This is a genomic window from Planktomarina temperata RCA23, from assembly GCF_000738435.1.
GTDB lineage: Bacteria > Pseudomonadota > Alphaproteobacteria > Rhodobacterales > Rhodobacteraceae > Planktomarina > Planktomarina temperata.
This window is the reverse complement of record NZ_CP003984.1, coordinates 2,437,959-2,452,154: the sequence shown is the minus strand read 5'-3', so window position 1 is coordinate 2,452,154 and position 14,196 is coordinate 2,437,959. Positions and strand designations below refer to the sequence as shown.

Genomic DNA, 14,196 nt, shown 5'->3' with positions numbered 1-14,196 from the left:
ACATGATTGAAATATGGGCTGGCATAGCGGAGGCATTCCGGCTTATTTGGTCCTTAGATGAAGATCTGATCGATATCACCGTAAGATCTTTGAAAGTCAGCTTAACCGCCTTGGTCATCGCTTCAACGCTTGCACTGCCTCTTGGCACATGGTTGGCCATTCACCGCTTTAGTTACCGTCGCTTTACCATATCGGTGCTTAATGCTTTGATGGGGCTGCCACCAGTTGTTGTGGGATTGATTGTCTATATGCTGTTGTCGCGCTCTGGTCCTTTTGGTGTTATGGGCCTGCTGTTCACGCCAACTGCTATGATTATTGCTCAGGTCATCATAATCAGCCCATTGATTGCATCAATTACACATCAAGCTATGCGTGAACTTTGGTTTGAATATCATGATCTTCTGATTTCTCTTAACACCACCAAGCGGCAAAGGGTCGGCGCTCTCATTTGGGATGGTCGTCACACATTGCTGACCGCGGCCTTAGCTGGATTTGGTCGCGCCATTGGAGAGGTGGGGGCAATTATGATTGTGGGGGGGAATATCGATCAAGTGACCCGTGTTTTGACAACGGCGATTGCCTTGGAAACCGGCAAGGGCGATTTTGCGCTGGCATTGGGGCTGGGCTTTATACTTATAACTCTGAGCCTCTTAGTGAATTTGACAATACATGCCCTGTCGCGCACCGAAAGCGAGGGCCGCTGGTGAAACAAGATATGTCAGTATCCCTGCAAGACGTGGTAGTAAGACGCCGCGGTAAAATTGTTCTGGGGCCAATAACATTGGACTTGCCGAATGCAGGATTTACAATGGTTCTTGGACCAAACGGCGCAGGCAAAACCACTTTGCTCAAAGTATTACATGGAGTTGAGCGGACCTCGAGCGGTTGGATGTCCTGGTCCGTTCCTTCGCAAACTGCCCGTGACGGTCAAGCCTATGTATTTCAGAGCCCCATTATGCTGCGACGCTCGGTGAGAGCTAATCTCGCCTATCCGTTGCAGTTACTTGGCTTGGATAAGGCGGATATTTCCGCAAGAGTGACTAAATGGGCAGTTCGAATTGGTTTGAGCGCGGCACTTTATTTTCCAGCCCTGAGCTTATCGGGAGGTGAACAGCAAAAGCTGGCTCTGGCACGGGCCTTGATCCGCCGCCCAAATACATTGTTTCTTGATGAGCCCTGCGCAAATCTGGATGGGAGTTCCATTCGTGAGATTGAAGAGATTTTGCGAGAAGCGGTCCAGGCAGGTGCTCAAATTATCATGACCACGCATGATCTTGGACAGGCCCGGCGTCTGGCGGATCATGTGGTCTTCTTAAATAAGGGGCAGATTGAGGAACAAGCCTCTGCCACTGCGTTTTTTGACGCGCCCGGTTCTGTCGGTGCGTCTGCCTTTTTAAATGGAGATATCGTAGAATAATCCTTCTTATGGCTATTCTTCTGGTGTTGTCAGACAAAGCCTAACAGGTGCTCAAAGCACCACGATCATACAAATTTATAAAGTGCAGATTTGAAACCACTCAATGAAAGCGTCACTGCGTTTTCGCTTATAAGTCTGTGTGCTTTCTGGGTGTCTTTCATAATTGAAGTGATTGTATATTAGACTGTGATAACGAACAAATTTCTGAAGTGCCGCAACCGTCTTGAAACGCTGCATCGCCCTTTCTCGTCGTCGAAATGGCATGTGCAAATTTTCACACTGATTTATTTGCCCGGCCGCTGCAAACCTGTGTGTCAGCAATTCCAATCCTACGAAAAGCCGCGCCATAAGACGCCAGCTTGTCTGTCGTGATAATCTTGGGTGATCCGTGTTTTCGAATTATTTTTGAGAAATTTCTTTGCTGCGGCCTTGTTTCGTCGCTTTGTAACAAGGCATTCAAGAACTTCGCCTTTGTGATCAACAGCGCGCCACAAGTAAAAATGTTTTTCCATTTATTTTCACAAAAACTTCATTCAGGTGCCATTACCAGTTTGAATGTCGCCCTGCTCTATTCTTACGGATTTCTTGCGCGAACTTTGACCCAAACTGATATACCCAAAAACAAACTGTTTCGTGACAGATATCTATTCCACGTTCATGCAAGATGTCTTACACTTGGTGAAAGATCAACGCATAACGTATGTACTACATTACTGCCAATCGGATGATTTTGGGCAAAGTCTTGAAGTGCTTAAATGGTTTTTGTGTTGTTATTCATAAAAATTAGGTATCAACTAACGTTACGTCAAATTTGTCTGATAATACCGCACAACTGGCCAAACTGGCCCCGATAACGGTCATCGTGATAATTTGTTTCATATTCCTATCTAAGCTTGCATGCGCATCGGCTTCAATCGCCCTTTTCCTCTTGCCCTGCACTAGGCGCATCCCTACCTATAGACCTATGAATGCACCTCTTGTTGACCCCTTCGCACGCGCCATCAATTACCTGCGCGTTTCCGTGACGGATCGTTGCGATTTTCGCTGTGTCTACTGCATGTCTGAAAACATGACGTTCCTGCCCAAAAAGGAACTGCTAACGTTAGAAGAATTGGACCGCATGTGTTCAACCTTTATCGGTCTGGGTGTTGAAAAACTGCGTATTACGGGTGGTGAACCTTTGGTGCGCAAAGGGATCATGACCTTCTTTGACAGTATGACCCGCCACCTTGTATCTGGAACGCTCAAGGAACTGACGCTGACCACCAATGGCAGCCAGCTTGAGAAACACGCAGACGATCTGTTCGCTGCAGGTGTGCGCCGCGTGAACATCTCACTCGATACACTGGACGAGAAGAAATTCGCAGACATCACCCGCTGGGGCCGCCTCCCCCAAGTGCGGCGCGGCGTCGATGCAGCACTCAAGGCTGGGCTAAAGGTCAAGATCAATGCGGTGGCCCTAAAAGGCTTTAACGAACCTGAACTGCAACATATCACCCAGTGGTGTGCAGAAATGGGCATGGACCTAACATGGATCGAAGTTATGCCAATGGGTGACATCGGCAACGAGGATCGCCTAAGCCAATATTGGTCACTCAAGGATGTTCAGGCCAAATACAGCGAACATTACACCGTTACAGAACTGGCCGAACGCACAGGTGGCCCTGCGCGTTACGTGCGACTGGAAGAAACAGGGCAGAAAATCGGGTTCATCACCCCACTTAGCCACAATTTCTGCGAAAGCTGTAACCGCGTGCGCCTGACCTGTACCGGCGAAATCTATCTGTGCTTGGGCCAAGAAGACATGGCAGACCTGCGCGCCCCGTTGCGCGCCCATCCATATGACAACGGCCCACTAGAGGACGCCATCCGCGCCTCAATCGCGATGAAGCCAAAGGGGCATGATTTTGATTACTCGCGCCAACAACTCGACGGCCAAATGCCAAGACACATGAGCCACACTGGCGGGTGATTTGAGGGTAGTTTGTGGGCGAAATAAAACTCTGCCTTAGCGAACCGGTTACCTTCTCTGGAAAAAAACATACATTTTGAACGTAAACAGACTGATATGTTAATACTGGAAAACTTCCTGATGGCTTCGTAGATCATCTAGAGGTCTTTAAACAGGCTATCTAAACAGGCAAGTACTGGCAGTCCGCTTTATAATCCCAAAACGTGATAAATGGGGCAAGCCGATAAATACGCCGCCACCAAATATTCCACGAGTTACTGTGATTTTATACCAACTGACAGAGAATCTCAGCATATTGTGAACTCCGAAGATATCAGCCGCAGACTTGGTAGTTTCACCGCTCATAGTGATTCCAACAGATGCTCCCGCGCGTTTTAGGATATTCCCCAAAAGCTACACGATTACTTTCAGCCAAGCTGGCAGTAATGACTGTATCTAATAATTTTGCGGTTTGCAGGTTTGCGGCGCGTCTGGTTGTTTTGTTGTTGCGTGACAGCAGCCCAACCGAAGGTGATCCACCACAATGGAAACGAATAAGGAATGAATGCCCTAAAGCTGGCCATTGGGGACGGTACCATGGGGTTCTGAGCAGCAGTGGATGAAGTGTATCCTGAGACCCATCGGCAGCGGTGCAGGCAACAAAAAACGATGAACGTACTCAACTGCTCGCCGAAGCTATCTCAGCCAAAGGCCAAAGACGCGATTCACAATATCTGGCAATCCGAGACCAAGGTGGACGCGGAGAAGGCGTTCAATCTGTTCATCGAAACGTATGAGTCAAAATACCCCAATGCGGCGTTATGCCCACAAAAAGACCGCACAGAACTCATGGCATTCTTCGATTTTCTGGCCCAGCATAGGCAAAGCATCCGCACTAGCAATCCGATAAAATCCGCCTTTGCAACGATCCGGCTCAGGACCAAGCGCTCGAAGGGCTGTCTGTCATGCGATGGCATGCTGCACATGATGTTCAAGCTGGGCATATACGCCGAGCAAAACTGGCTAAAATTTGACTACATTGCCAAAGTCATCACAAGCGTCATGTTCAAAGATGGAATTGAAGCCACCAAACCTAACCAGATCGCCGCATGAATAACAATCTTTAAACACTAGTCTCGACAATAGCTCCCGAGCTGATATTCGTAATTAACACGAAATAGATAGCAATGTGGTGATGCTCCCCTTTTACCAAAGCCATAAGGACGTTAACCGTAGTGGTGTGAATTGGACAATACCTGACATACTGTCAGCCATCCGTCTTGCAACCTAACTGACCGCGATCACTGGAAACGACCATTCCCGTAAAGTGGTCCCGTATCTTAAGGACGAGAAGTAATGGACCTTTTGTACTTTGCGTGGGTACGTGAACGTATTGGCATCCCGCGCGAACAAGTTGAAACATCTGCTGCAACAGTGTTAGATTTAGTGGGTGAGTTGCGTTTGCGCGAAGAACGTTATGACTTGGCGTTTTCTGACCTTACCGCCCTTCGTGTCGCAGTAGACCAAGAACTGGTTGACTTTGATGCGCCGCTTGAGGGTGTGCGTGAGGTTGCATTCTTCCCACCCATGACAGGCGGCTAAGCCATGCGCATTGTTGTTCAAGAACAGCCCTTCGATCTTGGTGCTGAAACGACAACCTTTGCGGCTGGTCACAAAGAAATGGGTGCGATTGTGACCTTCACTGGTATCGTACGTGACCTTCCTTATGATCCGTTAAGGGCGATGGAAATCGAACATTACGCCGGCATGACCGAAGCCGCCCTGACAGAGATTGCGCAAACCGCGATTGATCGCTGGGCGCTTGGCGACGCTCTTATCATTCATCGCCATGGACGTCTTGCACCGGGTGAGTTGATTATGATGGTGGCCACCGCATCTAAGCATCGCAAAGATGCGTTTGAAGCAGCTGAATACCTTATGGACCACCTCAAATCCCGCGCCCCTTTTTGGAAGCGTGAGATCGCTGACACTGGCGAACACTGGGTTGCGTCAAAGGCAGATGATGAGGACGCACTAACCCGCTGGTGAGCTTGGGTTTACAGAACCAACACCTCTTTAGACGCTCTGTGAGCAGGATGGCTTCTTTCGATGGAAGCGCTGCGCGTAGTTTTGTGTCATCCACCAAATTTGACAACTTCCAAAGTTAGCGCATTTCGTAGCTTTCTTTGATTTTTGGTAAGAAAAGGCAAAGGAACGGGATCATGAACCGCTGGGTTAAAAAGTTAAAAACCATTATTACGAGATAGACTGATTTTATTGAAAACATGCATAGAGTTAAAACAGGCTTTTGCAGACTTACGCAATAAACAATTTATTAGACTGCTGTACCATTAATTAGGGATTATTATGCTAACTGGACGTCGGATTGGTTGGTCTCGGAATTTTATGAAGGGCTACACAAAACCTATTTAAATACTTCAAGAATTTTGTCAAAATCATTTAACTAGTAGTGAAGTTTTAGATACGTTACTTATGGATTCTCTGGGTGGAAGACATCATTTGTGAAAGTGGAACCCATATTTGCCACGAAACGGTACGGTCTTGGTGCCCTGTCGCGAACGCCCATACAGTAGACGGATTTTGTGGCGGTGTATGTCATGTGGAGCTCTTAGATTATCCTCAAACGACTAATTTTCAAAAGGTAGGGATGCAATTGGCAAGATCAGATAACATGGGTGAGTACTTGGTCGCGCCTGATCCGGCAAAGGTTGGACTGACCCGCCGCGTTGTTGGGACAGACCATACTGGTGCGGAAACGACTTTGTCCGTTGTAGAAGAGCGGCCGTTGACGATCTTCCTAAATCGCCAAGAAATTGTAACCGCTATGACTATTGGGGATTACCCTGAATATCTGGCTTTAGGTTTTTTGAAAAACCAAGGAATGTTGGCTGACGATGATGTTGTCACTGGCATTGATTATGACGACGAACTGGAAACTGTCGTCGTGCGCACACAAACAGTGACCAATCACGAAGAAAAGCTAGCAAAGAAAACCCGTACCAGTGGGTGCGCTGTCGGGACTGTATTTGGCGATATGATGGAAGGTCTTGAGGGACTTGAACTGGCGCAAACCAGTGTTCGTACTTCGTGGCTCTATTCTTTGGCGGCCAAGATCAACCGAACGTCTAGCCTGTATCTTGAAGTGGGTGCCATTCACGGAACTGTCTTGTGTCAGGAAGATCGTCCCTTGGTTTATATGGAAGACGTTGGCCGTCACAATGCGGTCGACAAGATTGCGGGTTGGATGCTGCAAGAAGGCATAAGTGCTGAAGACAAGATCCTTTATACTACAGGGCGTTTAACTTCAGAAATGGTGATTAAAACGGCGATCATGGGCATAACTGTTCTGGCGTCGCGTTCGGGATTTACCGCTTGGGGTGTCGAGATTGCGCAGCAAGTTGGGCTGACCTTGATTGGGCGGATGCGTGGGCAACGTTTCGTGTGTTTAAGTGGTAAGGAACGCCTTATTTGGGACGCTGATCCAAGCGTCGTTAAAGATGAACCACGCAAGTCTGGGCGTAAAGGCGGCAAGACATGAGCGGTTCATTGGGCGTCGTTCCGGCAGGGAGATTGGCCACACGGCTAGACCTCGAGGATGAAGGGATGACGCAGCCTTTGGTTATAGCAGCGACACCTGATCCTACACGTGGCACCTCTCGCCCTCCCACTTTTGGACTTTGGCCCGTCTCTTTGTGTGAATATTTGCGCGCGGCCCGATTGGGTGGTGTGCGTAAAGTTGTGCAATGGACCGACAGTCATGATGGGCGGTTGGCCATGTTCCCTATTGATCAGGTAGATCCGTTCTTTAACGTAAAAATACCCGAAGATTTGGCACAGGCAAAGGCGATGATATGAAAGTTTATGGCGTGGTAGGTTGGAAGAATGCGGGTAAAACTGGATTGATGGAACGGCTAGTTACAGAAATCTCTGGATACGGTTTCAGCGTTTCAACTGTTAAACATGCCCACCATACTTTTGATGTGGATCAGGAGGGCAAGGACAGCTACCGCCACCGAATCGCCGGTGCCCGTGAAGTTTTGTTAGCCTCGCGCAACCGGTTTGCATTGATGCACGAGATGCGTGCCGATGATGAACCAACACTGAATGAGTTGTTGGGCAAGCTGGCACCTGTCGACTTGGTTCTGATCGAGGGGTATAAACGCGATGGGCATTCAAAGATCGAGGCGTTTCGCGCTCAGACAAACAACCCTTTAATCGCGACGGGGGATCTGACTATTCGCGCTGTTGCATCTAACACACCGATGCCACTTGATCGTCCTGTGTTTGATCTGGACGATACTGTCGCGGTTGCCGATTTTATTCTGAGTGAGGTGGGGCTAATTAAATGAGTGGCCTAATCACGCCCCCACCACTGCGTAACGACTGTTTTGCATTGCCTGCTGGTGTTCATTGGACACCTGTTGATGAAGCATTGGCGCTGCTGCGTGAACGCTTGACGCCTGTAACGGGGAGCGAAACCGTTCATGTATCTCGGGCAATGGGGCGGGTCTTGGCAGATGACGTGGTTGCGCCACGTGCTAACCCACCTTTGCCTAACACTGCTGTGGATGGATATGGGTTTGCTGGAGGTCGTCCAGAGGGTCCACATGTCTTGCTGCTATCAGATGAACGCGCTGCTGCGGGCCCGCGATTGACCAGTGTTGTTCCAGTGGGGCAGGCCGTTCGTATATTAACCGGTGCGGCATTGCCAACTGGCGTGGACACTGTGGTTCTTCAAGAAGATGTGACGGTTGCTGATGGCCAGATTGCTTTCAACGGCCCAATTAAAGCGGGTGCCAATACCCGCCGCGCTGGTGAAGATGTTCATAAGGGTGATGTCATCTTAAAGGCGGGTCTTCGCGTGACTGCCGCAGATATGGCTATATTAGCCGCGACTGGGGTAGATCAAGTTGATGTACGTGTGCGTTTGCGCGTGGCTGTTGTCTCAACAGGTGATGAGCTGGTTGAAGCGGGTGAAACAGCTAAGCAAGATCAGATTTTTGATGCGAACCGTCCGATGCTGTTATCGATGATCACTGCAATGGGCCACGTGCCTGTGGACATGGGGCGCTGCGCCGACGATCGTGCCGCCTTAAGCCGCGTTTTGGACGATGCGGCTCGCAAGGCTGACGTTGTTATTACCAGTGGTGGTGCGTCAGCAGGGGATGAGGATCATGTTTCGTCACTATTGACAGAGGTTGGCGCAATGCAAATGTGGCGGATCGCGATCAAACCAGGACGTCCTTTGGCCTTGGGTCTTTGGAACAATACACCCGTATTTGGTCTGCCTGGTAACCCTGTGGCAGCAATGGTGTGTATTTTGGTATTCGCAAGCCCAGCAATGGCCCAATTGGCTGGCGCGGGATGGGTGGCTCCTGTCGGCTATGATGTGCCCGCAAATTTCACCAAATCGAAAAACGAGGGGCGGCGCGAGTATTTGCGTGCTCGCATATGTGATGGACAGGTTGACGTCTTTGGTTCTGAGGGATCGGGTCGTATTAGCGGACTGAGTTGGGCTGATGGCCTTGTTGAATTGACTGAAGAAGCACAACAGATCAATAAAGGGGATCTTGTGCGTTACATTCCTCTTGGAAGCTACGGCCTATAACCTAGGGCGCTTTTGCCCCGTCATTGGGTCGTTTGCAGCCTTGCTTGAGGCGGGCAAGTGGTATTGTCAGATCAAACTCGGTTGAAGTGGCCAGTGTGGGTTTGTAGTGTCCGTAAATGACAAAGTACTCGCCTTTTAGATAAATCGTGTCGCCTCTGTAGCTGAGTGAAGCCTACTATTGCCTGTACAGATCCAGAGTGGAACAGTAACTTTATGCGAGTTTTATTTTCCTGACAGCACCTCAGTTATTCTGTGTTGCAAACTAGTGACTCTCCAAAAGAGACTTAAGTAAAACCTTTGTGCGAATCTGAAGCTTCGTAGAACCTCAAGAGTCTGGGGAGAAACTATGATGTTTGCTTATAGCGAAGATGGACAGCATTTTTTAGGGCACTGTCAGACAAAACGAGCTTGAGACGTGCAGGGTGGTCTCGTAGCCTCTCCGTATGACAAAACACTCCCCGTTCAGGTACTTTAAAACGAGCCCTGAGATCATCCGCTTGGCTGTGATGCTGTATGTTCGTTTTCCGCTCTCACTCCGTAACGTGGAAGATCTTCTGCACGAACGAGGCATTGAGGTCAGCCACGAAACAGTTCGGTTTTGGTGGAATAGATTTGGTCCGATGTTTGCTGCTGAGATACGAAGAAACCGGGTCAGTAGGATGCGATCTTATTCGAACTGGCAATGGCACTTGGACGAGGTCTTCGTAAAGATAAATGGAGAGACACATTATCTCTGGCGCGCCGTTGATCACGAAGGTGAGGTGCTGGAAAGTTATGTAACCAAGCGCCGAGACCGCAAAGCGGCTTTGAAATTTCTCAGAAAAGCAATGAAGCGCTACGGCGGGCCAGAAGTAGTTGTGACGGACAAACTACGTTCCTATGGCGCTGCAATGAAAGTTGTTGGCAATGCGGATCGGCAGGAAACGGGTCGCTGGGTAAATAATCGGGCTGAGAATTCCCACTTGCCGTTTCGACGACGAGAACGCGCTATGCTCCGCTTTCGACAGATGCGATGTTTGCAAAAGTTCGCTGCCGTCCACTCTTCAGTCCACAACCATTTCAATCAGGAGCGCCACTTCTACTCACGAGACAATTTCAAGATCAATCGAACCGCCGCTCTTGCTGAGTGGCGCCAACTATTGAGCGCATAGATTAAAGCTGCGCCAGCAATCCGATGCGAGTTCTCATTAGTCTGACAGCACCGTTGGAACCATTTCACGGAGGAAGTTATGCTGCAATTTTGGTGCTGCATATACCAAAAGGATGTTCATTTTCGATATGTGCTTGCAAAAATTTTGGGTCGCTTACCAGTGCTATAGATGCTTCTTTATAACCTCGGCCATCAATGTCTGAGCGGCGCATCACTCCACCGCCGCCAGCGTACACTCTAAATATACACGAAGTTATTCTGCGTTGAACACAAACAATGTTTCACCATTGATCATATATCCATCGATCAAATCCTTCGCTCTATCGCTGACAAGCCAGTCCTCAAGCTGCACTGCTAGATCATTGCGGACATGAGAGTACTTTGCTGGGTTGACTGGCAAATATGCGTATTGGTTGAACAGTGCCGGATCGCCCGAATAAAGCAAACCTAATCCAGACTTGTTACCAAACTTTAACCAGCTGGCTCGGTCAGCTAGGATGTATGCATCAAGCCCGGCTGCAGTGTTGAGGGCAGCGCCCATTCCTGCACCTACGGAGTTATACCATTCTCCAAAATTCGCAGGGTCTAAATCTGCACTGCGCCAAATGGCAAGTTCAGCCTTGTGAGTGCCGCTGTCATCACCTCGGCTTACAAACAAGGCTTCTGTCCGGGCAATGTTCTGCATGGCTTTAACCGCCGTTGAGTCGTCAGAAATACCTGCTGGATCACCCACTGGGCCAATCAACACAAAATCGTTATACATGATCTCTCGCCGATATTTTCCGTGACCTGCTTCAACAAAGGCTTCTTCCGCGTTTTTCGAATGCACCAATATAGCATCGACATCCCCTGCTTCACCTAAACGTATCGCTTGCCCGGTACCCACGACCAAAAGCTGAACGTCAATATCAAGATCAGTTTTAATTTGAGGGAGTAGCACGTCAGCCAGACCGGAGTTTTCGAATGAAGTGGTCACGGCCAGCTTCATCGCGTCCGCAATTGCTGTGCCGCTGGTCAGCGCAAGCGACAGAATAACAATTAATACTTTAAACATATTGGATTTCCTTCCACTCAGAAATTTTGCATTGCTTTATAATTGGATATCTATCTACCTCTGGATCCTCACGCTCAAAAGCGACCACTCTATACACGGTTTACTTAAATGGACATTTGTCGCCTGCCGTGAGGCGTCACTCCATTCGCAAATAAGACCTCGACACAATTTGAGGTGAAGCTTGGCATTCCTGAAGATTTTTCGATGTAGGCCGGAGCAGGAAAGAGGAAGCCGCGAGATCTTGGATCAGCCTGTGAGAAAAGTATGCAGACGGCTGGGCGCCAAAGTAGAGCGGTGGAGCGAGTGGAGCAAATTCCATGTAACTTACGCAACGCCACCGCGGTGTAAAACATCGTTTCCCAATTATACCTGAATATACATTGTAAAACAAAAGGTTATATATGTTGTATTTGTTTCGGTATATTTGCTCCACTCGCTCCACCGCTCCCCTCTAATAGGGGCGGAAAGCGCGCAGCGGAGGCTTGCTCCACCGCTACGCTCCCCTCTTTTTTCGCCGTGTGGGGGCTATCGCGCCTTGCGCTACACAAGCGCGAACTTCGTCATGCCCTTGTAGTCGCCGGCGCTGAACTTCCGTCCTGTGCTTTCAAAGCCTGCCGCATTAAGCGCACCTCGGATACGGTGCTGCATAAGTGGTGTCATAGCGGCGGCTGACGTCGCTTCATCGACAAAGGCTACCTGTTGCATAATTTCTCGCATGCAGGTTTCCATCTTTTTGGTTGAACTGAGCCATTCTGCCACCTCATCATAAAGAGGGTCGACTGCTGTGCGCCGTTCTTGCTGTGCCTCTGCCAGCAGCGCCTCGGCATCTGTCAGCCACCATTGCTCGCCAGCATCATAGAGCGCCTTGGCCGCTGCCCAAATCCTATCTCGGTCCTTCTCTATGGTGGCCACATCAACCGTCTCAAGTTTAATAGGCCAGAACCGGCGGTTGCCTGTCTCATCACGCAGGTAGTCCGTGCGGTTTGTGGTTCCAATAAACACGCAGCGGCGCTGGTAGGCGATTTCGTTACGCCCATAGGCTGGTCTGAACTTTTCCTCGGTGCGGGTGATAAAAGCCTTCACATGCTCGACCTCCGTCTTCGATACGGATGACAATTCTGCCAGCTCAATTATCCACTTTCCGCGCACATAATCAGCCGCATCTTTGCTATCGAGCTTTGGTAGGCTGTCTCCAAAGTATGCGTCACCGCACAGAATACGAATAGCTGTGGACTTACCTGCGCCCTGTGCGCCCTCAAGGATCAACACGTGGTCAGCCTTACAGGCAGGCCGCAGTGCGCGTGCAACAGCTGAGATTAACCATTTTCGAAATACCAGTTCCGAATATCGTATTGCATCTGGATGCTCGCCGTATCGGCGTAGGCTGAAGTGCGTGTTCAACACCTCGGTAAGAAAATCATGTGCCTCGTCCACCTCCATGGGGGGCAGCCCCTCAATATAATGACGGATGGGTGAGATAATACGTTCACGAGCTGCTAGCTGAATGGCATCGAATACTTCAGTTTTATTCACTGTCTCCCATTTTAGGCGACGGTTCAGCCAAATCTTGACGGTGCTGATATCTTCATCTCGCAATGGCCGAGGATTGTGGAAGTTCGGATTGCCGCGGCTGTTGGGTAGGGGGCGGAGGACCATAATCTGTTCTGCAAGCTCGTCGAAAGCAAACACTCCAGTCCAACAACTCAATCCGTCCAGTATCGTGACCATATTACTGAGAGATTTAGCTATACCATCTTTAGAAACGTCGAGCGCCAAATGTTCGAGGTTAGGCGCCACACGACCATCGCCGAACTCAACAGGTTTTTTCGATGTATCGACTGCGGTGTGTTGAAGTTTATTCGGTTCCATCACGACTGCCCCCACTTTTTAACAATGGTATGCAGTTTGACTTGGTTGTAGCCGGACACTTCGCAGTAATTCTCCAGAGCAGCCCGCTCGCTGCCGCCGTGTACGCGCGCCACAAAGACATCCCAAGCGTCATAGGTCGTCCAGCCATTAGATGTCTCTTTGCCGAGCTGACCTGCATCACTACTGGTGAAACTTACTGCGCGCTGGTCGTAAACATAGACTGATGGCCCTTTGCTTTGAGAATAGGGCGACGCGTAGCAGGCACGTCCTCGTGGCTCCCAGCCGCATTCTAACAGCACCTGTGCTAGGTCATGGTCTGCATTGAACTGCTCAATGGGTGATAGCATCCCTGAGTGTTTACGATGCTTCCGCCTTTGTTGCGCTCTGTCTTTCGCAACTGCAGCCGCAATTGCCTGCGCCTCGATATCTCGTTCCGCAATTTGCTCTGCCATGTCCAAAAGGCATTTAGGTGGATGCGAGAGACTGTCCGCTTGGCACACTAAATATTCATAATATTTTGGCGCACCATCCTCACCGCGCTTGTCTGGCGGCACATTGGGCAAGAAAGCCATCTGAGCGGCTCCCTGCATGGCGCTGTCACAAGCGATCCCATGTGCCTGTAGAAGCTCGAACAAGGCGCGTTGCAGCTGCTCATACTGCATACCGCTTATAGGTGTGAGGAAAGGCACGATGGCACGCCATTTAGGAGCCTCAGCTGACGCGCTGCTTGTGGAGTAGATAATACGGGCGCAGTCGCTAAGGATGGCCGTTAAGGCCGCATCTGCAGCCTCCAGTGTTGGTCCGTTCTCATCCACATCAACGACAAAGGCGTGGAACTGTCCGTGCCGCCGCTGCACTTCATGTGAGCGTGCGTCGGAGCTGACATAGCTCGATGCCACAAACGCGGGCGCGTCAAGTTTAGCCACTGCGAGAGGACAGTCAGCCATTGCAGCGATGTCATGGAAGGTGACGGTGTTATAGTCTGTACCAACGGAACTGCGTGTGTCGCGGGATCCATTGATACGAAGTAGCTTAATTGTGCTGTCCATGGGAGAGCCTTTCAATTGAGGCGCACCAAGAAACATGCTATCGTGAACGTAGGTTACTTCCCCAAGTTATACCTACA

The 14,196-nt window shown here is 49.7% G+C and carries 14 protein-coding genes and 2 pseudogenes; 11 read left to right on the top strand and 5 right to left on the bottom strand.

Going from position 1 to position 14,196, the window contains the following annotated elements:
* Positions 1-2: 2 nt before the first annotated feature.
* Together RCA23_RS11745 and RCA23_RS11740 are read left to right on the top strand one after the other, a co-directional pair.
* The gene (locus RCA23_RS11745; protein ID WP_044050480.1) at positions 3-707 is read left to right on the top strand and encodes an ABC transporter permease; all 705 of its coding nucleotides are present in this window, start codon (positions 3-5) and stop codon (positions 705-707) included.
* Entirely contained in the window at positions 701-1,417 is a 717-nt protein-coding gene (locus RCA23_RS11740) for an ATP-binding cassette domain-containing protein (protein WP_430903620.1), read from the top strand. Before RCA23_RS11745 ends, RCA23_RS11740 begins: the two co-directional genes overlap by 7 nt.
* A gap of 75 nt (positions 1,418-1,492) precedes the next feature.
* Here the strand turns inward: RCA23_RS11740 and RCA23_RS17025 are convergent.
* A pseudogene (locus RCA23_RS17025) lies at positions 1,493-2,191 on the bottom strand (IS6 family transposase).
* A 190-nt stretch (positions 2,192-2,381) separates the two neighbouring features.
* Between RCA23_RS17025 and moaA the strand changes: the two are divergent.
* From moaA to RCA23_RS11690, 9 genes and pseudogenes are all read left to right on the top strand, one after another.
* The gene (gene moaA, locus RCA23_RS11730) at positions 2,382-3,389 is read left to right on the top strand and encodes a GTP 3',8-cyclase MoaA (RefSeq protein ID WP_044050479.1); all 1,008 of its coding nucleotides are present in this window, start codon (positions 2,382-2,384) and stop codon (positions 3,387-3,389) included.
* A gap of 537 nt (positions 3,390-3,926) precedes the next feature.
* Positions 3,927-4,481, top strand: a pseudogene (locus RCA23_RS11725) (transposase); the annotation flags it as partial.
* Positions 4,482-4,724: 243 nt separating this feature from the next.
* Positions 4,725-4,970, top strand: a complete 246-nt coding sequence (gene moaD, locus RCA23_RS11720) for a molybdopterin converting factor subunit 1 (protein WP_044050478.1) — start codon at positions 4,725-4,727, stop codon at positions 4,968-4,970.
* 3 nt (positions 4,971-4,973) lie between these two features.
* Positions 4,974-5,417 carry a molybdenum cofactor biosynthesis protein MoaE gene (locus RCA23_RS11715; protein WP_044050477.1) on the top strand — a complete coding sequence of 148 codons (444 nt, stop codon included), beginning with the start codon at positions 4,974-4,976 and terminating at the stop codon, positions 5,415-5,417.
* A gap of 619 nt (positions 5,418-6,036) precedes the next feature.
* A complete protein-coding gene (locus RCA23_RS11710) occupies positions 6,037-6,927 on the top strand; it encodes a formate dehydrogenase accessory sulfurtransferase FdhD (protein WP_044050476.1) in 891 nt (296 codons plus the stop codon).
* Positions 6,924-7,244, top strand: coding sequence for a glycosyltransferase family protein (locus tag RCA23_RS11705; protein ID WP_052377156.1), 321 nt, complete (start codon positions 6,924-6,926; stop codon positions 7,242-7,244). The genes RCA23_RS11710 and RCA23_RS11705 overlap by 4 nt, the downstream gene beginning before the upstream one ends.
* Positions 7,241-7,738: a molybdopterin-guanine dinucleotide biosynthesis protein B gene (mobB, locus tag RCA23_RS11700; protein WP_044050475.1), complete on the top strand. Its 498-nt coding sequence runs from the start codon at positions 7,241-7,243 to the stop codon at positions 7,736-7,738. The genes RCA23_RS11705 and mobB overlap by 4 nt, the downstream gene beginning before the upstream one ends.
* Positions 7,735-8,997, top strand: coding sequence for a molybdenum cofactor synthesis domain-containing protein (locus tag RCA23_RS11695; RefSeq protein ID WP_044050474.1), 1,263 nt, complete (start codon positions 7,735-7,737; stop codon positions 8,995-8,997). The genes mobB and RCA23_RS11695 overlap by 4 nt, the downstream gene beginning before the upstream one ends.
* A 443-nt stretch (positions 8,998-9,440) precedes the next feature.
* The gene (locus RCA23_RS11690; RefSeq protein ID WP_044049162.1) at positions 9,441-10,148 is read left to right on the top strand and encodes an IS6 family transposase; all 708 of its coding nucleotides are present in this window, start codon (positions 9,441-9,443) and stop codon (positions 10,146-10,148) included.
* Between the two features lie 76 nt (positions 10,149-10,224).
* Here RCA23_RS11690 and RCA23_RS16880 read toward each other — a convergent pair whose 3' ends face one another.
* From RCA23_RS16880 to RCA23_RS11675, 4 genes are all read right to left on the bottom strand, one after another.
* Positions 10,225-10,359, bottom strand: a complete 135-nt coding sequence (locus RCA23_RS16880) for a hypothetical protein (RefSeq protein ID WP_268870328.1) — start codon at positions 10,357-10,359, stop codon at positions 10,225-10,227.
* A gap of 41 nt (positions 10,360-10,400) precedes the next feature.
* Complete coding sequence (locus tag RCA23_RS11685; protein ID WP_044050473.1) at positions 10,401-11,201, bottom strand: ABC transporter substrate-binding protein; 801 nt, start codon at positions 11,199-11,201, stop codon at positions 10,401-10,403.
* Positions 11,202-11,741: 540 nt separating this feature from the next.
* Positions 11,742-13,070: a virulence-associated E family protein gene (locus RCA23_RS16055; protein ID WP_052377155.1), complete on the bottom strand. Its 1,329-nt coding sequence runs from the start codon at positions 13,068-13,070 to the stop codon at positions 11,742-11,744.
* Positions 13,070-14,119 (bottom strand): hypothetical protein, encoded by a 1,050-nt coding sequence (locus RCA23_RS11675; RefSeq protein WP_169701404.1) that lies wholly within the window; start codon positions 14,117-14,119, stop codon positions 13,070-13,072. The genes RCA23_RS16055 and RCA23_RS11675 overlap by 1 nt, the downstream gene beginning before the upstream one ends.
* Positions 14,120-14,196: the final 77 nt, after the last annotated feature.

What these genes read in the sequence shown, in the direction of transcription:
- RCA23_RS11745 (WP_044050480.1), top strand. Translation starts at nt 3, where the DNA reads ATGATTGAAATATGGGCTGGCATAGCGGAGGCATTCCGGCTTATTTGG.
- moaA (WP_044050479.1), top strand. Translation starts at nt 2,382, where the DNA reads ATGAATGCACCTCTTGTTGACCCCTTCGCACGCGCCATCAATTACCTG.
- moaD (WP_044050478.1), top strand. Translation starts at nt 4,725, where the DNA reads ATGGACCTTTTGTACTTTGCGTGGGTACGTGAACGTATTGGCATCCCG.
- RCA23_RS11715 (WP_044050477.1), top strand. Translation starts at nt 4,974, where the DNA reads ATGCGCATTGTTGTTCAAGAACAGCCCTTCGATCTTGGTGCTGAAACG.
- RCA23_RS11710 (WP_044050476.1), top strand. Translation starts at nt 6,037, where the DNA reads ATGCAATTGGCAAGATCAGATAACATGGGTGAGTACTTGGTCGCGCCT.
- RCA23_RS11705 (WP_052377156.1), top strand. Translation starts at nt 6,924, where the DNA reads ATGAGCGGTTCATTGGGCGTCGTTCCGGCAGGGAGATTGGCCACACGG.
- mobB (WP_044050475.1), top strand. Translation starts at nt 7,241, where the DNA reads ATGAAAGTTTATGGCGTGGTAGGTTGGAAGAATGCGGGTAAAACTGGA.
- RCA23_RS11695 (WP_044050474.1), top strand. Translation starts at nt 7,735, where the DNA reads ATGAGTGGCCTAATCACGCCCCCACCACTGCGTAACGACTGTTTTGCA.
- RCA23_RS11690 (WP_044049162.1), top strand. Translation starts at nt 9,441, where the DNA reads ATGACAAAACACTCCCCGTTCAGGTACTTTAAAACGAGCCCTGAGATC.
- RCA23_RS16880 (WP_268870328.1), bottom strand. Translation starts at nt 10,359, where the DNA reads ATGCGCCGCTCAGACATTGATGGCCGAGGTTATAAAGAAGCATCTATA.
- RCA23_RS11685 (WP_044050473.1), bottom strand. Translation starts at nt 11,201, where the DNA reads ATGTTTAAAGTATTAATTGTTATTCTGTCGCTTGCGCTGACCAGCGGC.
- RCA23_RS16055 (WP_052377155.1), bottom strand. Translation starts at nt 13,070, where the DNA reads ATGGAACCGAATAAACTTCAACACACCGCAGTCGATACATCGAAAAAA.
- RCA23_RS11675 (WP_169701404.1), bottom strand. Translation starts at nt 14,119, where the DNA reads ATGGACAGCACAATTAAGCTACTTCGTATCAATGGATCCCGCGACACA.